Origin of the sequence: Micromonospora sp. NPDC050187, from assembly GCF_044459745.1 — a bacterium.
GTDB lineage: Bacteria > Actinomycetota > Actinomycetes > Mycobacteriales > Micromonosporaceae > Micromonospora.
The window spans coordinates 64,845-86,002 of the sequence record NZ_JBITJH010000003.1 but is presented as its reverse complement, the minus strand read 5'-3'; the positions used below and the strand labels follow the sequence as shown (position 1 = coordinate 86,002).

Here is a 21,158-nt window from a genome sequence, read left to right as displayed (position 1 = left end):
CCGCTCTGCTCTTCTGGTCAGCGGCGGTGGGTCATCAGCGCCCACACGACGAAGCCGGCGACGGCGAGCACCAGGGCGGCGGTGCCGGCGAGTCCGCCGAGGTCGCGCAAGAGCCAGCCGGTGACGCGGGCGCGGGTGAGGGCGGCGTCGGCGTGCCAGGCGACCCGCTCGACGCGACGGCCGAGCGGTACACCGAGGGTGACGCCGAGGATGGTGCCAAGGGCGAGGGCGAGCAGGGCGGCGGTGGCGGTGTTCACGGGTTGGCTCCGTTTCGGGGCAGGGTCGGGTGGCCGTGGATTCCACGGCGGGTTTGTCTAGGTGAGGGGCCGTGGAATCGGTGTGGATTCCACGTGGATTCCACGGCCCCGACGGGGCTGCGTCAGGCGGTGCGCAGGATGCGGTAGCGGCCGTTGCGGTTGACGGCCATCAGCAGCGGTTGGTTACCGGCGGTGAGTTCGGCGAGGGCCTTGGAAAGCCACTTGGCGGTGTAGCCGGTCGCGGCGAGCACGTCACCCAGGTCGGCCGGTCGGACCTCGGTCTGTCCCTGCTCGGCGAGCGCGATGATGTGGTCCCGGAGGATCTGACGGGCCTGTTCGGGGGTGGTCGGCTTGGGCAGGGCGAGGGAGAAGCGGCGCGGCGTCGGGGTGGTGTCGAGTTCCTTCGAGGGGTCGACGTCGTCGGGCGGGTCGGTGGGGTTGACGCCGGGGCGGGTAGCCATGGCGGGGACCTCCTGCTCTGCGTCGCCCTCGGCGGCCGGTGCCGGTGCCGGGGTGGGTCGGTGGCCGGGTGAGGGCTTGACGGTGTCGGTGGGCATGACGGGGGCCAGGGCCTTGGCCGTGACGGGGTCGAGCTGCTGTCGCACCTGTGCCCAGCCGGTGACGGCGGCGGCCAGGTCCGACCGTTGGGCGAGTTCCGACCGGCAGGGGATGGGCCACCGTCCGGTGGGGATGCCGGGCGACTCGATGTACAGGTAACCCGGCTTGGTGCTGCCCCAGGACTCCGGTGCCGCCCCGGCGTCGACCGTCTCGCCGGAGAGCGCCAACGACGGGTCATCGCGGCTGTCGATGCCGAAACAGACGTTCGTGGCGAACTGCGACCGCAGGGACGTCGGAGCCCGGTCGTGCGTCCACCGCTGCTGGGACAGGACCAAGCTGATGCCGGCCGACCGGGCGCGTTCGGCGACCTGCACCAGGGCGGGGTGACCGGACCAGGCGGCGGATTCCTCCACCCACACCATCAGGTGCGACAGCGAACAGCCCGGCATCCACTCCGTCAGGTCCTCTTTGCCGAGGGCTTCCGTGCGGGCGGGGATGACCTTCTCGGCGAGGACGTCGAAGAACGCCTCAGCGTGCTCATCCTCGGTGACCAGCAGGGCAAGCCCGTCCTTGACCGGCTTCACCGTCTGGTCACGCTTGACGGTGTCGACCACCACCAGCGCCCCATCCGAGCGGGTCAGGTAGTCGGTCATCACGACCAGGGCCCATTCGGTCTTGCCGGAGCCGGTCATGCCGGTCGCGCGGACGTGGGTGGCGGGGCGGACACCGGGCCGCCCGGTCAACCACAGCGCGACCTTCTCCCCGTCCTCGGCGACCCCGAACCGCAACGGGGCGTCCCCGACGGACCGGCCGGGGGCGGAGGGGCCTGCCCACTCGATGGTGTCGCGGAGCTGGTCGACCGGCACCACCTCGATCCGGCCGGTGCGGACGCTGTCGGGGTCGCGGTGCACCCGCACCGCCGACGGCGCGACGTCGAGCGCCGAGGCAATCGATTCGCGGGAGCCCTCCACCTCCGACAGCGTTTCGCCGGGCGGCATGGTGATGGTGGCCTTGACCTTCGCCCCGTCGACCTTCGGCCGACCGATCCGCGCGTCCCGCAACGCGGCGACGGCCTCGGCGAGCCCACCCCCGGCGGTGGCCTGCTCGTCGGGGTTGGCCTTGGCCATCAACCGCATCACCGCCACCGCGACGGAGGCGGCGGCGGTGCCACCGGCCCACAGGTCCAGCCACGGCCGCTCCCAGGGTGCGCCGATGGTCGCGCCGAGCGCCCACGCCGACCCGGTCGCGGTCAGCAGCGTCGACACCCGCTGCCGGATCACCCCACGGGCGCGACCAGCCGCCCAGGTGAGGGCGGTCAAGCCACCTCCGGCGGCGGTGATGCCGGCGGCGGCCCACGGGTTAGTGCCCCACCAGTGGTGCGACGCGGCGGCAGCCGGCCAGGCGAGCGCGCACCCGGCCGGGCAGACGAGGTAGGGCAGGGCGGCCGAGCGGAGGTCGACGCTGTAGGACATCGACGACAGGCCGCCGTTGCGGGGCATCCGGGACGGGCGGGGCCGCTTCATCGGCCACCCCCATCGGTGAACCGGAAGTCGGTCTTACGCGGCCGGTGGCCGACCGCTTCGAGTTCGGGGAGGTAGACGGCTTCAAAGCGGGTCGACGCGGTCACGATGTACTGCGACGCGACCACGAGGGCGTCGGAGGCGTGGGTGATGGGCTTGGCGACCTGGCGGGCACGCGCCCGGCCGGTGAGCCCGCCGATGACCACCCCACCGGACACGGCGCGAAGTCGGGCGTCGAGTTCGGAGGCGGTGACACCGAGTTCCAGGGCGGCGGCGTGCAGAATGCGGCGGGTCTCGTTGAACCAGTGCGAGAGAGCGACGTTGTCGGTGAGGGCGTCGGCACCGGTGAAGATGCCCCGCTGGTCGTTGATGCCTGCCATGCTGATGGTTCTCCTTCAGGGGAGGGCCGGGCGCGGATCGTTGTCGAGGCGAAGGCCGCGCCCGGCGCGAACAAGGGGGACGGTGGGCCGGTCGGCCCCCGCACCCATCGACCCGGAAAGCGGGTCGAGGGGCACGGCCGGGAGACCGGTCAGCCGAGAGCCAGGGCGAGTCCGGCGGTGGCGGCGGTGCCGACCAGCCCGGCAAGGAGCAGGTCGACCGCCGTACGGACCCGCCGGTACTTGGCGAGGGTGGCGGCGGACAGCCACACCAGTTCGTGCGCCCGGTACGCGGCCAGGTCGAGGGCCGGCATGGCCGCTTCGGTCATCAGGTCACCGGGCAGAGCGGTGGCGTAGCGGACCAGGCCGTGACTGCCGCCGAGCGACGGCCGAACCGCGTAGGCCAGCAAGCCGACCGCGACGCCGATCATGGCGACGGTCACTGCGCCGACGGCCAGGGCAGGGGCGGGCAGGCCGGCTCGGGCGAGCACGGCTAGGCCGACCGTGAGCGCGGTGCCGGCGATGGTGAGCAGGGTCGAGGCTTTCGCGTCCACGCGGACGAGTTCGGCGCGTACGGTGGTCAGTTCGGTGGTGAGGAACGGGGTGTCTGGCACCATCAGAGGTCTCGCCTTCCCTAGAGGTGGGTTGAGGGCCGGCGGCACGGCACGGTTTCCAGGCCGAGGGGCCGTGCCGCCGGGCAGAGCTACTGGTCGGCGTGCATCAGGTGAGCCAGCGCCGCGCCCATGCCGAGCACGGCCACCGGCAGGCAGGCGACGAGGGTGGTGATCCACCACGGGGCGACGGTGATCCCGGCGGCGATGAGCAGGTGGTAGGCGACCTGTCCGAGCGCGCCGATGCCGAGGGAGCCGAGGGCGGACCACTTCGCGAACCGGGCCGCCCGTGCGGGTACCCGGCCGGACAGCCACACGTAGAGGGCGAACGCGCCGTACGTCTCGACGCCGATGGGGAGGGTGATGGCGGTGTCGATGACCCACCCGGACCCGATCCCCGGAAGCAGGTTCACCTTCCCGAACCCGGTCAGCTTCCCCAGCCCGACCCAGCCACCCCAGATCGCGACGAACGCCGGTAGGGCGAGCAGGATCACGGGCCACACCACCGCCCGCCGGGACCGGCCGGGATCGATCTTCGTGTCCGGGCTTTCGACCGGCGTGGCCTGCTCGGACGGCTCGGACGGCGCGACGGCCACCATCGGCAGAACGGGTTCCGGGATAGGGATCGGGTCCGGTGCGGTCTGCTCGGTCCGGTCGACGGTGGCCAAGTCCGCCTCGGGGGTGCCGACGGTCGGGGCGGGGTCGACCGGGAACAGCGTCGGGCGGTCGGCGAGACTGCCCCGGACCACCAGGGCGGCATGCATCCGGTCCGACCGGGCCTGCTGGTCGCGTTCCTCACGCAGCAGGGTCAGCAGCTCGTTGGCCTTCTCCGACCCGATCCGGAACCGCTTCATCAGCCGGTTCCGCGACGGCAGGCCACCGAGTTCGTGGGTGAGCTTGCGGGCAGCGGGCAGCAGGTCTTCCACCGGCTGCGGGTAACGGGTGCCGTTGATCGTGGGAGCGGTCATCAGGCCACCGCCAGACCGGTCAGCGCGGTCACCGTCGCCGGGTCCAGCGGCGGCACGTCGACCGGCTCGACGGCATCGGCGTAGATCTCCCAGCCGTGCCACGTCGGGTAGGCGTTCGTCGACCGGACAGGGCGACCCTCGTGGTCGGTGCGCTCACGCTCGGCGGCGAGCAGATCCGGGGCGTTCAGGCCAGCGGCGTCGAGCCAGGCACGCAGTTCCGCGACCGTGGCGAACGTGAAGGCCATGGAACTGCCGTCGCTGTGCACACGGATAGCGATCGGGGCAGCGAGCAGCAGCAGTTCAGCCATCACCGCGCGGTAGCTTCTGCGGTCGGTCATCGCAGGGTCTCCTTCATCCTCGGGGCGGGCTTGTTCAGGGCGTGGCCGATCGCGAAAGGCGCGAGCATCACGGCCGGGCCGCCGAGCAGGACCAGCAGCAGAACCAGCAGGGTCATCGGGGGCCTCCGGGGGCGCAGTCGACGCACTCGCCGAGCGAGCGCGGGATGCAGTAGGGCTGCACGGTGCGGCACGTCGGGCATGTCTTCCGGGCCGTCAACGCGGCGCGGACGGCGCGGAGCTGAGCGGGGGTGGCGGTGCGCTTCGGACGGGCCAGGTCCAGCCGGTAGAGGTAGGCGGCGCGGGTGCCGCCGACGCCGCGCCAGAGGATCTGCGCGGCCACCGGCTGACCGGCGGGCCGCAGACCGGCGGCGCGCAGTTGGCGGCGGGTGGCGTAGCCGGCGGGTGCGCCGCGCCACCAGTACGTGGGGATGCCGTACCGCGACCCGTCCGGATCGTGGAAGACGGCGCGGATGCGGGACATCAGGCCGCCTGCCGCTTCGACGTGGCGCGTGCCGCCAGTAGGGCACGCGCTTCCCGCAATGCCCGGCGCTGCGCCCGACGAAGGCGCTGCCAGTCCAATTCGGTCGGGCCGGCGTCGCAGGTCAGCACGACGATCTGCGCGTCGAGCAGCAGCACCTCAGCCTCAATCAGCGGCAACTCCTGCTCAATGTCGGCAAGGTCAGAGGCGCTCGGCTCGTATTCGGAGGTCGTCATCACGCCACGCTCCGGGTGGTGTAGTCGGCGGCGTCGACCAGGCCGTTCGCCAGGGCACCCGCCTCCATCGCGTCGATAGCCTTTGCGGGCACGACGTACCGGCCGCGAATACGGATGGCCGGAAACTCGCCCACGCGGATCGACCGGTACAGCGTCATGTCGCAGGTACGCAGCAACCGGGCCGCTTCGGCGACGGTGTAGAACCGCTGAGGGTGGCCAGCAGGTCGATCGGTCTTCATCGGTGTCCTTCCGTCTCATCGATCGGGGTGCACATAGGTTCCGATCACGAGGGGTGACGCCTTCACCACCACACTGGACGACTAGGGACGTCCTTGCTATCTTCAAGTCGTCCCTAGATGTTCCTTGGAGGCGATGATGCCGAACGATCGGCTACGTGACGCGATGCTCCGCAACGGCTTCACGCCATCGGCCGTAGCCGAGCAACTAGGGGTGGATCCAAAGACCGTGGAACGGTGGATCACGCAAGGGCGAGCTCCGTATCCGCGCTACCGGCACGCCATCGCCGCCTTGGTCAAGGAAAGCGAGTCGTACCTGTGGCCGGGTGCCGTGCCGCAGGAGCGCGCGAACCGCGTAGCGCAGTCTGAGGTGGTGCAGGTCTACCCACGACGCGCGGCCGTGCCGGACGACCTCTGGCGACGGCTGATCTCGGGAGCGCAGGAGCGGGTCGGCATCCTGGTCTACGCAGGGCTGTTCCTGCCCGAACAGCAACCGCAGCTGGTGGCCACGCTCAAGGCGAAGGCAGCGACCGGTACGCGGGTTGAGATCCTCCTCGGTGATCCGGACAGTCCCGAGGTGGCGCAACGCGGAGCGGACGAGGGCATCGGCGACGCGATGGCCGGCAAGGTGCGGAACGTGCTCGCCTTCTACCAGCGGCTACGCGACGTCCAAGGCGTGAACGTGCACTTTCACCGGACGACGCTCTACAACTCGATCTTCCGGTTCGATGACGAGATGCTCGTCAACTCGCACGTCTTCGGCTTCCCGGCCGCGCACACGCCCGTGCTGCACCTGCGACGGCTTGCCGGTGGCGACCTGTTCGACACGTACGCGGACAGCTTCGACCGGGTGTGGGAGTCCTCGTTGCCAGCGTGGCAGCCGGCGGTGGCAAGCTGATCTCATGGCGAGAACCGAGTACTACAACGACCCTAGAGCGCCCAAGCCGAACAGCATCGTTCCAGCGGTGACTGTGTTCGTCCTCGATGCACAGGACCGGGTACTACTCATCCGTCGAACCGACAATGGCCTGTGGGCAATCCCTGGCGGTGCACAGGACTTCGGCGAGTACATCGCGGAGACCGCCGTACGCGAAACCAGGGAAGAGTCCGGGATCGACGTCGAGGTGACAGGAATCGTCGGAATCTACACGGACCCGAAGCATGTCATGGCCTACAGCGACGGCGAAGTTCGTCAACAGTTCTCCATCTGCTTCCGTGCACGATATATTGGCGGCGAGCCCACCCCGAGCAGTGAGTCGTCCCAGGTGAGGTGGGCTGGTAGAGATGAACTGGACGCCCTTTTAATCCACCCATCTATGCGCTTACGTATTCAGCACGGCTACGAGCAACACCCGCAGCCCTACATCGGCTGATAATCGATGGCAGCAAGCCGTTCCTCCGTACGCCGCACGGCGGCGACAAGCGTCGGTTCAGCCCGCGCCCAGAACCGCGATACAAGGTGATGGGGGCCGTAGCGCGACCTAACCTCGGCGAGACGTTCCAGCACATCGAAATTCTGGCCGTCTGGGCCCGTCGTCATATCCACGTACCACAGGGCATCACGCGTCGACGTCTCCTCATCAACAAATTCGGCGCGCAAGACGTCCGCCAATCCGCGTTCCTCAGCCTCAAAATGCGCGCATGAGTGGTAGGCAACAAGTGCTGCCACACGCTCATCAAAGCCGTTTTGACGGAGCCACCGGGCACCATCGAGCGCGTGCAATCCCGAACTGATTATCTCGGGCGCGTAGCCGATGTCATGCAACCAGGCAGCGGCTACCAGAAACGGCCGGTCGACTTCGTCCAGGATCATCGACACTTCAGACGCCTTGACGGATACCGCCTTGACATGAGTCCACCGACGCGGCAGCGCCTGCGACAGCAGGCGCTCAGCGGTCGTCCTAGCAGCAGTCACAAGGTCCACGCCTCCACAATACGTACAGGCGGTTGTCGGCGGTAGGCACCCGACGACGTACCCAGCGTGGATGACCACTCTCTTCGCGAGTCTCCTCCGGATCTCGCTGAGAATCTCCGTACGCGCACCCCAGGCAGCCTAAGCATCGGAGCTACTCCCGGCTCGATTACACAAGAACTCTCTTAGCGCGAGCGCGCACAATTCGTGAATTGTGCCTTTCAGAGACTTGCTCGACTCGTCGTTGCAGCGACGACGGCAGCGGGCCCGACAAGTCACCCAACTCCCGAAGCACAACCATAGGAACCAGGATGCCGTCTTCGAGGAGAAGATCGGCTATACGGCGGCGTGCGACCACACCAAGGTGATCGTCCGGAGACTGCAGAAGCACTAGGGAACCCCCCGCAACGGCTCGGACCTCTGGGTTTTCATCGCACGCCAGTGGCAGAACCAGCGCAAGAAGCGCCGGCAGCGACCGCTTTCTGGCGAGAACGGCCGCCGTAACAGCCGCTTCTCGACGACCGGCTGCGCTACGGCCACCGGCGAGTGCCGCAATGGCATCATACACATCGACATCTGACAGAAGTTCGAATGCAGCCAAAAATCTCAATGCAGCAGGGTACGGAAAAACTGGAGAGCCAGATTCGAAGGATGATTCTCCGTACAGCAACTGCTGAGCGTGCGCACGAAATAACTCGGCCGGCCCTTGCGGGATAAATACATTGGCGCGCGCAAGCCGCTCAAAGCCAGGCGTTCGAGCATCACGTGGCACCCGCATATCCGTTAAGAACCCCGCCAGAGATTCCCAGAGACCACGGGAATCGGCGGCAATGACTAAGGCGGCTGCGATGTCACCCGGGCTCACCCCACCGAAGGAGTACATTCCTCGTGCCGCCTGCGAGCGATCACTCTCAAGCATATCCCGGACCAGTTCGGCACCCTCGATTGGATTCCGATCAGAAACTCCACCCTTTAGAGCGAGGTTAAGTTGGTGCACCGTTACATCGAGCGGAGAAGCATCCGCAGGAAGCGGTTCTATCCTACCGAGGCGATCCGCAACCAAATTTGCCACACGAGGTAAACGATCGTGATATGACAACATGATTGCCGCCCAAGCCTCTTTTGTCTGCTCCGGCAAGGGTTCCCAGTCAAGCACACCCAAGGCTCGCTGCACTGCCGTGTCCAACAGTTCTTGATCGCGGTGTTCTGCCTTCACTTCAGCTAGCAGCATGTCGGAGACTTCAACCCCCGCATCGCACTCATTCGCCAATGCGGCTGCTGCCCGCCAAGCTACTTCGCGACGCAGCACAGCGAGTTGCCACATCCCTGGCAAGTCCGGCGGGCCACCTGCAGCCAGACATGCCTTAATGGCTTCAAGGCCTAGGCGGGCCTCGGCCGGGGTGAGCAAGTCCGCCGCCGCCTCTAGAACTTGCAACTCGACTGTCCGCAGCAATTCCGACGACGTCCTTCTCTGCAAGATCTGACGGCCATCCCGGCTTATTGCGGCGAGAGGACCATCATCACGCAGCCGCCGGAGCACTAGACCAAGATCTTTCTTCGCTGCGGCTTGGCGTAGCAGGCGCAAGGCGTCCGCCAAGTCACTTTCTCTGCCTTGCGACTGCAGGAGCCGCAGAAGGGCTAGTTCGCGACGCATAGTATAGACAGCGCCATCACCAATAAGCTCAAACAGCAGAACATTCGGAAAGAGATCGACGTACCCCGGGCCGCCCATTATGACACGTGACCGAGTATCAAACTCACGGCTGAAGGAGTTGCGGACGAATTCCGCATAGCTATTAGCGCGACTTTTCGCCGTTCGCACAGCAACGCTAGCCTCTCGACTGAGCGCTTGCATTTGTCGCGTTGGCAGTCCGGGCATTTTCTGCCGCTCAGACGCATCAACGGGAATAAGGCTACCGATAGCATGTTGGAGGCTGTCCCGCATTCTCGCTAGAGTCACATAGGGTGAATGCGAGACCGAAGGCCCCAGTCGGAATCGGCTGCAGCGCTCGATGACCAGGCTCGCCAGAGTCCTTCCCGCATCGTCCGATATCGCGAGATGAGGCTTGCCAGCATCACGCATCCTGAGAGCCTTCTGCTGCAGCAGCACGGCGGACAGCAGGGCATCATCGGCAGTCGATTCCTTTTGAGTTCTACTCAATTGTGAATCCAGAACCCCGAGACAAGTGCTGTAGTCATCCAACTCGCCGGCAGCGCTAGCAACGACTAGGGCCAGAGCGGCCGACTCGGCTCTGTCGGCAGGGGGAGATTCAATGAGAGCAGCCGCAAGCTGCGGTACAGACTGTGCAATTAGGTCACTCCTCAAGCACCCTTGAGCCAAATCCACCAAGTCGTGCGGTCCGGCCGCAGACAAGTCAGACTTCAACTGGCGCCGCTGCCATTGCCGCCCAAGAACAGCAGCGGCCAGTCGGGCCGGACCGGTATTGTCGTACTCGTCATCAGGGAAGTGTGGCCTCAGAGCGATATCCAGCGGCTCAAGGACTGCTGCAATCCAAGCCATATTCATCAGTAATCACCCAATCTTGCATCGTACAACTCGCCCGGTCCATCAAAATCGTCGGCCTGAGCGGAAGGACGACTGCGCCGGGGGTCACGATCGATAACCAAGTACAGCAGGCGGGCCATTTCGTCTCGGAGGTCACCCGCCGACTTAACGCCCATGAGGTATATCGACGCTATAGGCGAATCCAAGTCGATCCAATGGTTCACACTCTCCGCGGCTGGTTCGCACTCCGGCCCGACCAAGTAAATACCAATCGACATCGACGGGTGCTCCTGCAGCGCAGCACGCGCGTGGCGAACGGTGGTTCGAAGAGGGCTTTGTGATACAAACACTAACCGCGCCTCATGCACAATTATCAAAATGTCGACTGGAACACTCGGCGCATTCCTCGCGTCCTGGACGGTAATTTCCGTTGTAGTTGCGCCTATTCGGACTTGGTTGTATATCTCTTCCCACTGAAAGCCTGAAGGGTCACTCATGAACCGAGTCACCACTAGGCCGATGCGCGTTCCGGCTACTGCAGGGACTACAGAGGCTTCAGCACGGCCAAGTTGCCTCGGCAGATCTAATTGGGCCAGGTCTCCGCTTGGCATCGACTGCGCGTGCACCGGCCCGGTGAAGACTGGACCAGAAGGAGAGTTAATGACTACTTTACCTGCGCCAACCTGATCAACAATCTCCTGCTGCCCATTGTCATCGCCCTCGTCGCTACCAGAACGCATATCGATAACAGCCGCGACAGATATCACGATGACCAGGAAGCCGGCTGCAGACCACACGGCGACCGGCTTGTCCAACCACTCCCAGTCGGGTAATGGCAGATTGGTACCGATGTTCGTCACCGCACTCAATGCAGCAGCGGCGAGCACGCCTACAACACCCGCCAAGTAGCGTCCCCACCTACGCCCACCTCGACGCGTGTTGTTGGCGGTCATGCAGACATGGTGGCATGCAGCCGTCAGGCATGGAGGATCGGGCAGTACCGGAACGGGGAGGCAAACCTCTGCCTGGACGGGCACACGCCTGACGTCTGTCCCCTCACAACCCTGGTGGCATCGGCCGTGCAGGCATGCGAGCCGCCAGGGTAGCGGCGGCTCTTTGATCAGACTCCGACAACCAGGCTGCGTAGACGCGCAACGTTGTCGCGCCGCCCCCGCAATGTCCTAGCCGGCCGGCAACAGTCCGAACGTCGACACCGGCCGCGATCAGCTCCGTTGCTGAGTAGTGGCGCAGAGCGTGTAGGTTCGTGGTCATGCCAAGTCGCCCGGCCATCCGGCTGAAACGCTGGGTGGCTGTGTCCGGTACGAGCGGGCTACTACCGTCCGGGTCTGGTGAGAAGACGTAGCCGCCATCGGACAGTGAGTACCCAAAGGCCGACGCGCGCTCCTTGCAGCGCGCGAGCTGGTTGCGCAGTACCTCTACCGTCTCCGCGTCTAGGGCTACGCGCCGCTGCTGGTGCGTCTTGGTGTCCTTCTCCCGCAGCTTCCCCGCGTCATCCACGTACAGGGCGCTCCGCAGCGTCAGCACGGCCGCGTCCAAATCGACGGCAGACCACCGCAGCGCGCACAACTCACTCCGTCGCGCCCCGGTCGTCATGGCCACCCACAAGAACGCGCCCCAGTCGGGGTCCTTCCACGCCTGGGTGACCAGTCGGGCCGCTTCGGACGCCGTTGGTGGGTGTGGGTTGGGCTGAGGCATCCCCGGCTTCTCCGCTTGGTCTGCCGGGTTGACCGCGATCCACCGCCACCGGACGGCGCGGTTCAGAGCGCCGGACAGGATCCAGTGAATCTGCCGGATCGAGGCTGGCGCGAGCGGCTTGCACTCGTGCGGCCGGCACTTGTCGGTGCAGTCGTGCGGCCCCGCTTTCCGGTGCTCGATGGCCTTCCGGGCACCTCCACAGTGGTCCCGGCATTTCCGCAGCACGGCGTAGAACGACTCCAGCGTCTCGGCGTCCAGCCGGGCCACAGGCAGCTTGCCGAGCATTGGTCGTATGTGCTTGTTCAGCTTCTTGACGTAGCCCTGCCGGGTCGACGCCTCGACGTCGAGGACCTCAAGCCACCGGTCAAGCAGCTGGTCGACGGTGGCGCGGGTGCGCGGGTTGCGCCGCTCGTCCACCTGAGCGAGGAAGCGCGTACGCGCCTTCTCCGCTTCCTTCCGGGCCGTCGGACCGGGCGGGATGGTCTCGGTGAGGTAGTGCCGCTTCTTCGTGATGGGGTCGATGCCCGCGTAGACCTTCACCCTGAGTGAGCCGCTGGGCAGTTCCTCGATCTCGCCGCGCTGACGCTTCGCGCGCCCGTTCGCCGTCGCCATGGGGCCGACCGTAGCGCGCTCGCACCACGAGTAGCACCACGGAGAGATCGTGGATCTAGTGTTTTGCCTGGTGGGGCGGGCGGGGCTCGAACCCGCGACCGAGGGATTATGAGTCCCCTGCTCTAACCTGCTGAGCTACCGCCCCCTGCCGGCGCCGGGATACTAACCCGGCCGCCCGAACCCCGGCCACCACCATGCAGGGCGACGGCACCGATCTTCCGGCACGATGGGCAACGCGAGGATAACAGCCTGCATCGAGCGTGGCTGACCCGTCCGTGCTCACTTTTCCCGTTGCTTCCCGCCGCGCCGTTCCGACCGGTTCTCGGCCCACGCGGGTGGCGATTGTTCCGCGCCGGTGTGGAGCCGGCCGGACACCCGAGGGCGAAGGGAGGAGGTCAGGGACGGAGGTCGTGGATGAGGGTGCCGGCGGCACGCCAGCCGCCGGCCAGGGCGCCCTGGATGGAGAGGCTGTCCCGATGGTCGCCGGCGACGTAGAGGCCGTCGCCGAGGGCGACCGGCTTGCGCAGGCCCCTGCGGCGGAGGCGCGGCCGGCAGGGCGTGCGGAATCGAGACCGTGGTCAGATGCGCCCAGTCGTCGGTGGAGCGACCATAGAGGCGGGCCAACTCACGACGTACGACGGGCTCGGGCGGGGCGGTGGGGCCGACCACGGAGGTGGCGACGAGGTGCCGTCCCGGTGGGGCGTAGCCGGGAACGGCCCGGCTGACCACCATCGTGTTGGCGACGGTCTCACGGCGGTCCCCGTCCAGCACCAGGATCGGCTCGTCCAGCGGCGGTTCGGCGGTGCTGTGGTAGTAGGTCGTGTCTATGCCGGCCCCGTTCGCCCTGCTGGGAAAACGGCGACGCCCGCCTGGCAGTGCCGGGCGGGCGTTGGTGGAGTGAGCTCCCCCGATTGGACTCGAACCAATAACCTGCCGGTTAACAGCCGGCTGCTCTGCCAATTGAGCTACAGGGGATCGCGCTTCCCGGAACCGGATCTCTCCGACACCGTGCGACGGGGACAAGAGTACAGGACTCCCCCGGGTGTTGGTCCAGGGGGTTACCACCCAACTTCGAACCGCAAGAAGCCGGGACAAATCGCCATCCGGACACAAGGAGGCATGAGCAGAGAGCAGGATGGGTAGTTAGCTGCGGACAGAGGACGCAGGCGCGACACGACCGCTCCCGACCGGGTCCCCGGCACGGGATCGGTAGCGCGTCAGGTACGAAGGGAGCCGCCATGCGCGGAAAGATCATGTTCCTTGGCGGGCTGGCTGCGGGATTCGTCCTGGGCGCCCGTGCCGGCCGGGAGAAGTACGAGGAGCTGGTCGTCCGGGGCCGTAAGGTGCTGGACCACCCGACCGTGCAGGAGGCGGCCGGCGTCGCACAGGCCCAGGCCAACCGGCTCTACAGCGAGGGCAAGGACAAGCTCAGCCACTCCAAGCTGGGCGAGAAGCTCGGCACCGGCAGTGGGGACGGCCGGCAGGGGCTGACCGCCGCCGACGACGCCTTCGCCGGCACGCCGGCCACGGTCGGGGCGAAGACCGGCAGCAGCTCCGGCTCCGCCGGCACCGGGTCGTCGAGCACCAGCTCGACCGGCACCAGCTCGACCGGCAGCGCCAACCGGGGCAAGTCGTCCGGTGGCGGAGCCAACGGCAGCACGTTCTGAGCAACGGTGTTTCCGATGGGCCGGCCGCCTCGCGCGGCCGGTCCATCGGGCGTCGTACGGGTCCGGTCAGTCGGACGTCTTGCGGCTCCGGTCAGTCACGGCCGCTGCTGAAGGCGGCGTCGAAGGCCGCCGCCGGGGCGTCGAAGGCGAGCTGACGGACGAACTGGAGCGCCTCGGGCGCGCCGACGAGCCGGTCCATCCCGGCGTCCTCCCACTCGATCGAGAGCGGGCCGTCGTACCCGATGGCGTTCAACGCCCGGAAGCAGTCCTCCCAGGGCACGTCGCCGTGTCCGGTGGAGACGAAGTCCCAGCCCCGACGGAGGTCGGCCCAGGGCAGGTGGGAGGAGAGCCGGCCCCGCCGCCCGTCGCCGGTACGCACCTTCGCGTCCTTGCAGTCGACGTGGTAGATCCGGTCGGCGAAGTCGAGGATGAAGTTGACCGGGTCCAGGTCCTGCCAGACGAAGTGGGACGGGTCCCAGTTGAGGCCGAAGGCGGGGCGGTGCCCGATCGCCTCCAGGGTCCGCCGGGTGGTCCAGTAGTCGTAGGCGATCTCGCTGGGGTGGACCTCGTGGGCGAACCGCACCCCCTCCTCGTCGAAGACGTCGAGGATCGGGTTCCACCGGTCGGCGAAGTCCTGGTAGCCGCGCTCGATCATGGACGGCGGCACCGGCGGGAACATCGCCAGGGTGTGCCAGATCGACGAGCCGGTGAAACCGACGACGGTGTGGACGCCGAGTTTCGCCGCCGCGCGGGCGGTGTCCTTGAGCTCCTCGGCGGCCCGCTGTCGGACCCCCTCGGGCTCGCCGTCACCCCAGATCCGGGCCGGCAGGATGTCCTGGTGGCGCTCGTCGATCGGGTGGTCGCAGACCGCCTGGCCGACCAGGTGGTTGGAGATGGCGAAGACCTGGAGATTGTGCTTCGCCAGCGTCTCACGCTTGCGATCGACGTACGAGTCGTCGGCCAGTGCCTTGTCGACCTCGAAGTGGTCGCCCCAACAGGCGATCTCCAGTCCGTCGTAGCCCCACTCGGAGGCGAGTCGGCAGACCTCGTCGAACGGAAGATCGGCCCACTGGCCGGTGAAGAGTGTGATCGGTCGCGCCATTGTCCTTCTCCCCTGTGGTGATCAGGGATTCCGTGGGCGGGACCGGGGCGAGGGTGACCGGCCCCGGGACGAGGGGCCGCGCCGGAGGGAGGGGACCGGTGGGTGCCGCCCCGCCGGGTCTCCGACGGATCGCACCTGGCACCCAGCGGGTTGCGCCTCCCGCCGGGCCACCGGCCGCCTGTCACGGCTGCCATCACCCACTCTAGGACCGCCGTCGCCGGTTCGGAAGGGCCCGGCGACACGGGACCGGGCAGTCGTACGCCCGGGCGACGGCGTACGTCGCGCCACTCCACCGGCGACGCTGTCGAGCTGCCCGCACAGACGGGGCGGGGTTGCAGGGGTCCCCTGCTCATCACCAGGCGGTAACAGGGGACCCCTGCTCACACATCGGCGAAAACACCCGAGCTACGAGCTACGGCAGGGTCCACTTCTGGTTCGCACCCGCGTGACACGTCCACAGGTGCACCGCCTGACCATCGACAGCACTACTGCTCGACACGTCCAGACACTTACCCGACTGCGGATTACGCACCGAACCATCCGCCTGCGCCGACCACACCTGCGCACCCGAACCGTTACACGTCCACAACTGGATCTTCGTACCGTCCGCCGCACCACCACCCGACACATCCAGACACTTCCCCAACGCCCGCACCGGACCATCCGGCGTCACCGACCACGTCTGCGCGGCACTGCCGTTGCACGAGTAGATCTGGATCTGGGTGCCGTCGACGGTGGCCGAGTTCCGCACGTCGAGACACTTGCCGCCCAACCCGACGACCGGCCCGGTGCCGGTGCCGCCGCCGGACCGCACGAGGGTGACGTCGTCGACGTCGAAGAGGCCGGAGCCGCTACCGGTGAAGGTCAGGTACAGGTTCTGCGTCCCGGACGGCACCCCGGCGAGGGTGGTGCCGACGTCGGCGAAGGTGGTCCAACCACCGGTGTTGGGCACCGCCACCTGGCCGAGCACGGTGCCGGTGGCGGAGCCGGTCCGTACCTGGATGGTGCCGCCCGGCCCGCCGGAGACGACCCGGGCCCGGAAAGCGTTCACCCCGGTCAGGTCGAGGCCGTGGTACGCGGCCCAGTCGCCCGGGTCGACGTGCCCGAGGGTCTGCCCGCCGTTGGCCCCGGCCTTGGGGTACGGACTGACCCCGCTGGCGGCGCTGTACGCCTCGGCCTGCACGGTGGTGTTCCCGCCCGGTGGGGTGCCGCCCAGTTCCTTGATCCGGATGTTGCGGAACGAGACGTCGTCGCCCGTACCGTGGTTCTGGAGGCCGATGTGGCCGGCGAGCGAGCGGGCCGGGTCGGTGTTCGTGAAGTCGTTGATCTTCTGGCCGTTGAGGAAGACCTGGAGTCGCTCTCCCTCCACGAGCAGTTCGTAGGTGTTCCACTCCCCCGGCGGGTTCAGCGCGGCGTCCCGGGCGGCGAGGTCGGCGGACCTGAACGTGTAGACCGCGCCGGTGGTGCGGTCGGGCGCGTCGGTGGCGTCGATCTGGATCTCGTAGCCGTTGTTCACCGCCGACCAGGGGTCGCCCGACGGCGGAAAGCCGACGAAGACGCCGGAGTTGTCGTCCCCGGCCATCCGCCAGTCGAGCTTGAGGGAGTAGTTGGTGAACTGTTTCGCGCTGTACCAGTACAGGCCCATCCCGCCGACCGAGGTCAGGGTGGAGTCGGCATTGGTGAAGCTGCCCGGTCCGGCCTGCGACCAGCCGGTGGTGGAGCCGTCGTAGAGGGTGGTGTAGCCGGTCTCGGGGCGGCAGTCGGCCCTGCTGCGTCCGGCCGCGTACCGGATGCCGCCGAGCAGGTGCGCCCGGAAGGCCGGATCGGCGTACGACGCCTGGGTGTGCCCACCACCGGTGTAGAACGACCGCCCGGCGCTGACCGTCCGGCACCAGGCGATCGGGTGGTCGGCCCCCATCGACCCGCCTGAGTACGACGACTCGTCGAGCGTGGCCAGCACCCGGACGGACGGCCGGGGGTTGGTCCGGTAGTCGTACCACTCGTCCGTGCGGGTCCAGGTGCGTGGCAGGTGGGCGGTGGCCGCGTGCGCCCGGTCCGTCACGTGGACGTGGGCCTGCTGGATGGCCGGGTGCGACGCGAAGTAGCCGCCGACCAGGTTGCCGTAGAACGGCCAGCCGTACTCGGTGTCGGCCGCCGAGTGGACGCCGACGAACCCGCCGCCGCCGTTGACGTACCCCTCGAAGGCGCTCTGCTGAGCGGCGTCGAGCACGTCACCGGTGGTGTTGAGGAAGATCACCGCCTCGTACTGGGCGAGGTTGGCGGTGGTGAAGCGGGTGGCGTCCTCGGTGGCGGTGACGGTGAAGCTGTGGGCCGCGCCGAGTTCCCGGACGGCCTGGGTGCCCACGGCGATGGAGTCGTGTCGGAACCCGGCGGTCTTGGAGAAGACGAGCACGTCGTACGGGGCGTCGGCGGCGCTGGCCGGGGTGGCGGGGGTGGTGCAGGCGAGGACGGCGAGAACGGCGGTGGCCGCGCCGATCGTGGACCGGAGGGGTCTGCGCATGTCGGTCTCCCGATGGAGGGGGCGGATTCTCACGGCAGGACCCACTTTTGGTTCGCGCCCGCGTGGCACGTCCACAGGTGCACCGCCTGACCGTCCACGGCGGTGTTCCCCGAGACATCCAGACACTTACCCGACTGCGGATTACGCACCGACCCATCCGCCTGCGCCGACCACACCTGGGCAGCCGAACCATTACACGTCCACAACTGGATCTTCGTACCGTCCGCCGAACCACCACCGGAGACATCGAGACACTTCCCCAACGCCCGCACCGGACCATTCGGCGTCACCGACCACGTCTGCGCCGCCGTGCCGTTGCAGGAGTAGATCTGGATCTGGGTGCCGTCCGCCGTGCCCGCGTTCCGCACGTCCAGGCACTTGCCACCCATGCCGACCACGGGGCCGCTGTTGGCGGTGCCGGTGACGAAGCCGAACGCGTCGACGTCGAAGAGCGCGCCGGTGCCACCGGCGAAGGTCAGGTAGAGCCGGCCGGTGGTGGCCGGCGCGCCGGAGATGGTGCCGGTGACGGTGGTGAAGGTCTCCCAGCCGCCGGTGACCGGCACGGTGGCCGAGCCGAGCACGGTGCCGGTGGGCGAGCCGACCCGCACCTGGATGGTGCCGCCGACGCCGCCGGAGGAGACCCGCGCGTGGAACGAGGTGACGGTGTCGAGTCGGTACGGCTCGAACGCGATCCAGTCCCCGTTGTCGATGCTGCCGATCGTCCGGCCGCCCTCGGCCGTGGCCTTGTCGTGCGGAGACACCCCGGAGGAGTCCTTGTGGTGCTCCGCCTGGCGCTTGCGCGGCTGGAGGATGTGCTGCTCGTGGGTGGTCAGTCCGCCGGAGTCGGTGTATTCGGCGTCGAAGACCGCGAAGATGTTGGCCGCCTCGTCGTGCTCACCGTCGACCGGGATGGTGATCGAGCCGGAGCAGCCGTTCTGCGAGGTGATCGCGTGGCCGTGCTGGTCGTGGCCGAGCACGTAGGTCATCTTGACCTTGGTGCAGTCGATCGTCCCGTCCTCCGGGTCGGTGACGGTGATGTTGAACGGCACGGTGTCGCCGTAGGAGAAGAGCCGGCCCATCAGGGGAGAGTTGATCCGCACCGTGGGAGCCGTGTTGCCGACCCTGATCGACACGCTGGCGGTGCCGGTCGCGCCCTGCGGGTCCCGGACGGTCAGCGTGGCGGTGTACGAACCGTCGGTGGTGTACGTCTTGCTCGGGTTCGCCGACGTCGACGTGGTGCCGTCGCCGAAGTTCCAGGTGTGGGTCAGCGCGCCGCCGTCCGGGTCCGACGACCCGGCCGAGGAGAAGTTCACGGTCAACGGGGCCACCCCGGAGGTCCGGTCGGCGGTGGCCACGGCGGTCGGCGCGCGGTTGCCGCCGCCGATGTGGTCGTAGCGGTAGAGCGCCGAGTTGGCGTCGCCGTTGAAGTAGCCGGTGCCGTAGTCGAGCACGTAGAGCGCGCCGTCCGGACCGAAGGCCATGTCCATGACCTGCTTGCCGTTCCACGGGAAGGTGTCGATGACGCCCGGGGACCCGTCGGTGTTCAGGTGGATCGGCTTGACCCAGCCCCGGCCCAGCTCACCGGCGAAGAACTGCCCGTGGAAGGACTGCGGAAACTTGGTGGTGGAGGGGTTGGTGGCGTCGTACCGGTAGACCGGGCCGGCCATCGGCGACTCGGAGCCGCCGCCGAACTCGGGTGGGGTGCCGGCGTCGCCGGCGTACCGGATCCAGGCGGACTTCGCCCCGGGGAGCGTCGACAGGCCGGTGTTACGGAACGAGTTGTTGGTCGGCCCGCCGGTGCAGTTGTACTTCGCCCCGGCGGTGCCGGCGGCGAAGTCCCACTCCGCGTACGTCTCGGTGGCGGTGTTCGTGCCGGTGCAGTACGGCCAGCCGTAGTTGCCCGGACCGGTGATCCGGTTGAACTCGACCTGACCGCTCGGTCCCCGGGCGCTGGTGGTGCCGGCGTCCGGGCCGTAGTCGCCGACGTAGACGATGCCGGTGGCCCGGTCGACGCTCATCCGGAACGGGTTGCGGAAGCCCATCGCGTAGATCTCCGGACGCGTCTTCGGGTCGGAGTCGACGAACATGTTCCCCGCCGGGATCGAGTACGTCCCATTGGTGTTCACCTTGATCCGCAGGATCTTGCCGCGCAGGTCGTTGGTGTTGGCCGAGGTGCGCTGGGCGTCGTACGCGGGGTTGCGGTTGGTGCGTTCGTCGATCGGGGCGTAGCCGGCGGAGTCGAACGGGTTGGTGTCGTCCCCGGTCGACAGGTACAGGTTGCCGGCCGCGTCGAAGTCGATGTCCCCACCGACGTGGCAGCACATCCCCCGGTCGGCCGGTACGTCGAGCACGGTGACCTGGCTGGACATGTTGAGCGTCCAGTCGGCGTTGAGGGTGAAGCGGGAGAGCCGGTTGACGCCCTGCCAGGCGGAGAAGTCGGTGCCGGTGGCCGGGGCGTCCCCGCCGGGGGTGGCCAGCGGCGGCGCGTAGTAGAGGTAGACGTGCCGGTTGCTGGCGAAGTTCGGGTCCGCCCCGACGCCCTGGAGGCCCTCCTCGTCGTGGAGGTAGACCGGGATGGTGCCGAGCACGGTGGTGGTGCCGGCCGAGTCGGTGCGGCGCAGGGTGCCGTTGCGGGCGGTGTGCAGCACGGAGCGGTCGGGCAGCACCGCGATGCTCATGGGTTCGCCGACCTCGGCGACCCCTTTGGCCAGGGTGACCTGCTGGAAGTCGGTGGCGTTGACGGGGTGGGCCGACGCGGGGGCCGCCGGGCCGCCGAGGGCGACCAGCCCGGCCGCGGCCACCAGTAGCAGCGCGGAGCCGGCCGACGGCGTTCGCCGGCCGGGGGTTCCGTCGTGTGTGGACATGCCTGGGTCCGTCCCTTCCTGACGTTCGACTGCCAGGGCGGGCGCGCGCCGTCGCGCCGGATGCCGTAGCGGGGGATGTGCGCGGCCCGTGCCGGGTGCCGTCCGGTCGAGCCGTGTCGTCCGGGGGCGTGGCGCAGGTGCGCGCCGACGCTCGGGGACGGTCGATGGATCACCGCGCCGCCGGTTCACCTCGACGGAACATGTTCGTGATGGCGACGACATTAAGGGGTTTCGATGTCGGTGTCCATAGCTTCTGACGGTTCTCGCTGAACTTCTGCTCAGTTCACGAAAAGTGCCCCTCGGGGCCCGTGACCCAGGCGCGCGCCGGACCGACCACGGGGACCGGCACCGTCGACGTACTCGCACTCTGCGTCCTTTGGAGCTGCCCGCACAGACGGGGCGCCAGGGACGGCGGGGACATCCAGGACGACGGGACAGGCCGGGACGGGCCCGGACATCAGGGACGGCGGGGGCACCGGTCGTCTCTTCGGAGCAGCTCGACCGCCGGCGCGTGGGCGCACGGACGGGGCAGCTCGACCGCCGGCGCGTGGGCGCACGGACGGGGCAGCTCGACCGTCGGCGCGTGAGCGTACGGACGGGGCAGCTCGACCGCCGGCGCGTGGGCGCACGGACGGGGCAGCTCGACAGCGTCGTTCCGGGTGTACCCCGACCTGCTCCC

19 protein-coding genes, 2 tRNA genes and 1 pseudogene are annotated in these 21,158 nt (G+C 68.1%); 3 read left to right on the top strand and 19 right to left on the bottom strand.

What is annotated here, in order from left to right:
- Positions 1–17: 17 nt before the first annotated feature.
- The 9 genes from ACIBJE_RS06240 to ACIBJE_RS06200 form a co-directional block, all read right to left on the bottom strand.
- A complete protein-coding gene (locus ACIBJE_RS06240) occupies positions 18–257 on the bottom strand; it encodes a hypothetical protein (RefSeq protein ID WP_396743725.1) in 240 nt (79 codons plus the stop codon).
- A gap of 122 nt (positions 258–379) precedes the next feature.
- Positions 380–2,338 carry a conjugal transfer protein TraB gene (locus ACIBJE_RS06235; RefSeq protein ID WP_396743723.1) on the bottom strand — a complete coding sequence of 653 codons (1,959 nt, stop codon included), beginning with the start codon at positions 2,336–2,338 and terminating at the stop codon, positions 380–382.
- Positions 2,335–2,715, bottom strand: coding sequence for a hypothetical protein (locus ACIBJE_RS06230; RefSeq protein WP_396743720.1), 381 nt, complete (start codon positions 2,713–2,715; stop codon positions 2,335–2,337). The genes ACIBJE_RS06235 and ACIBJE_RS06230 overlap by 4 nt, the downstream gene beginning before the upstream one ends.
- A 149-nt stretch (positions 2,716–2,864) precedes the next feature.
- Positions 2,865–3,329: a Pycsar system effector family protein gene (locus ACIBJE_RS06225; RefSeq protein WP_396743717.1), complete on the bottom strand. Its 465-nt coding sequence runs from the start codon at positions 3,327–3,329 to the stop codon at positions 2,865–2,867.
- Positions 3,330–3,415: 86 nt separating this feature from the next.
- Positions 3,416–4,291 carry an ABC transporter permease gene (locus tag ACIBJE_RS06220; protein ID WP_396743714.1) on the bottom strand — a complete coding sequence of 292 codons (876 nt, stop codon included), beginning with the start codon at positions 4,289–4,291 and terminating at the stop codon, positions 3,416–3,418.
- The gene (locus ACIBJE_RS06215; protein WP_396743711.1) at positions 4,291–4,629 is read right to left on the bottom strand and encodes a hypothetical protein; all 339 of its coding nucleotides are present in this window, start codon (positions 4,627–4,629) and stop codon (positions 4,291–4,293) included. Before ACIBJE_RS06215 ends, ACIBJE_RS06220 begins: the two co-directional genes overlap by 1 nt.
- Before the next feature lie 112 nt (positions 4,630–4,741).
- Positions 4,742–5,110, bottom strand: a complete 369-nt coding sequence (locus ACIBJE_RS06210; protein ID WP_396743708.1) for an RRQRL motif-containing zinc-binding protein — start codon at positions 5,108–5,110, stop codon at positions 4,742–4,744.
- A complete protein-coding gene (locus ACIBJE_RS06205; RefSeq protein WP_396743705.1) occupies positions 5,110–5,343 on the bottom strand; it encodes a DUF6284 family protein in 234 nt (77 codons plus the stop codon). Before ACIBJE_RS06205 ends, ACIBJE_RS06210 begins: the two co-directional genes overlap by 1 nt.
- A complete protein-coding gene (locus tag ACIBJE_RS06200) occupies positions 5,343–5,582 on the bottom strand; it encodes a helix-turn-helix domain-containing protein (protein WP_145836502.1) in 240 nt (79 codons plus the stop codon). The genes ACIBJE_RS06205 and ACIBJE_RS06200 overlap by 1 nt, the downstream gene beginning before the upstream one ends.
- 136 nt (positions 5,583–5,718) lie before the next feature.
- On the opposite strand from ACIBJE_RS06200, the gene ACIBJE_RS06195 reads away from it, so the two are divergent.
- Together ACIBJE_RS06195 and ACIBJE_RS06190 are read left to right on the top strand one after the other, a co-directional pair.
- On the top strand, positions 5,719–6,477 hold the full coding sequence (locus ACIBJE_RS06195) for an XRE family transcriptional regulator (protein WP_396744533.1): 759 nt from the start codon (positions 5,719–5,721) through the stop codon (positions 6,475–6,477).
- A gap of 4 nt (positions 6,478–6,481) precedes the next feature.
- Positions 6,482–6,952 carry an NUDIX hydrolase gene (locus ACIBJE_RS06190; RefSeq protein WP_396743701.1) on the top strand — a complete coding sequence of 157 codons (471 nt, stop codon included), beginning with the start codon at positions 6,482–6,484 and terminating at the stop codon, positions 6,950–6,952.
- On the opposite strand, the gene ACIBJE_RS06185 is transcribed toward ACIBJE_RS06190, so the two are convergent.
- The 7 genes and pseudogenes from ACIBJE_RS06185 to ACIBJE_RS06155 form a co-directional block, all read right to left on the bottom strand.
- Positions 6,940–7,503 carry an HD domain-containing protein gene (locus ACIBJE_RS06185; protein WP_396743698.1) on the bottom strand — a complete coding sequence of 188 codons (564 nt, stop codon included), beginning with the start codon at positions 7,501–7,503 and terminating at the stop codon, positions 6,940–6,942. The two genes, ACIBJE_RS06190 and ACIBJE_RS06185, sit on opposite strands and share 13 nt — an antisense overlap.
- Positions 7,504–7,660: 157 nt before the next feature.
- Positions 7,661–9,694 carry a hypothetical protein gene (locus ACIBJE_RS06180; RefSeq protein ID WP_396743695.1) on the bottom strand — a complete coding sequence of 678 codons (2,034 nt, stop codon included), beginning with the start codon at positions 9,692–9,694 and terminating at the stop codon, positions 7,661–7,663.
- A gap of 323 nt (positions 9,695–10,017) precedes the next feature.
- Entirely contained in the window at positions 10,018–10,950 is a 933-nt protein-coding gene (locus ACIBJE_RS06175; protein ID WP_396743692.1) for a hypothetical protein, read from the bottom strand.
- A gap of 103 nt (positions 10,951–11,053) precedes the next feature.
- Positions 11,054–12,325, bottom strand: coding sequence for a tyrosine-type recombinase/integrase (locus ACIBJE_RS06170; RefSeq protein ID WP_396743689.1), 1,272 nt, complete (start codon positions 12,323–12,325; stop codon positions 11,054–11,056).
- A 68-nt stretch (positions 12,326–12,393) separates the two neighbouring features.
- Positions 12,394–12,470, bottom strand: a tRNA-Ile gene (locus ACIBJE_RS06165).
- Between the two features lie 250 nt (positions 12,471–12,720).
- Positions 12,721–13,147, bottom strand: a pseudogene (locus tag ACIBJE_RS06160) (FAD-dependent oxidoreductase); the annotation flags it as partial.
- 80 nt (positions 13,148–13,227) lie between these two features.
- Positions 13,228–13,300: transfer RNA gene (locus tag ACIBJE_RS06155), tRNA-Asn, on the bottom strand.
- A 263-nt stretch (positions 13,301–13,563) separates the two neighbouring features.
- On the opposite strand from ACIBJE_RS06155, the gene ACIBJE_RS06150 reads away from it, so the two are divergent.
- Positions 13,564–13,992 (top strand): hypothetical protein, encoded by a 429-nt coding sequence (locus ACIBJE_RS06150; RefSeq protein WP_396743686.1) that lies wholly within the window; start codon positions 13,564–13,566, stop codon positions 13,990–13,992.
- A gap of 91 nt (positions 13,993–14,083) precedes the next feature.
- Here ACIBJE_RS06150 and ACIBJE_RS06145 read toward each other — a convergent pair whose 3' ends face one another.
- From ACIBJE_RS06145 to ACIBJE_RS06135, 3 genes are all read right to left on the bottom strand, one after another.
- The gene (locus ACIBJE_RS06145) at positions 14,084–15,094 is read right to left on the bottom strand and encodes a sugar phosphate isomerase/epimerase family protein (RefSeq protein WP_396743683.1); all 1,011 of its coding nucleotides are present in this window, start codon (positions 15,092–15,094) and stop codon (positions 14,084–14,086) included.
- Positions 15,095–15,506: 412 nt separating this feature from the next.
- On the bottom strand, positions 15,507–17,615 hold the full coding sequence (locus tag ACIBJE_RS06140) for a ThuA domain-containing protein (RefSeq protein ID WP_396743680.1): 2,109 nt from the start codon (positions 17,613–17,615) through the stop codon (positions 15,507–15,509).
- 29 nt (positions 17,616–17,644) lie between these two features.
- Complete coding sequence (locus ACIBJE_RS06135) at positions 17,645–20,479, bottom strand: PQQ-dependent sugar dehydrogenase (protein ID WP_396743677.1); 2,835 nt, start codon at positions 20,477–20,479, stop codon at positions 17,645–17,647.
- Positions 20,480–21,158: the final 679 nt, after the last annotated feature.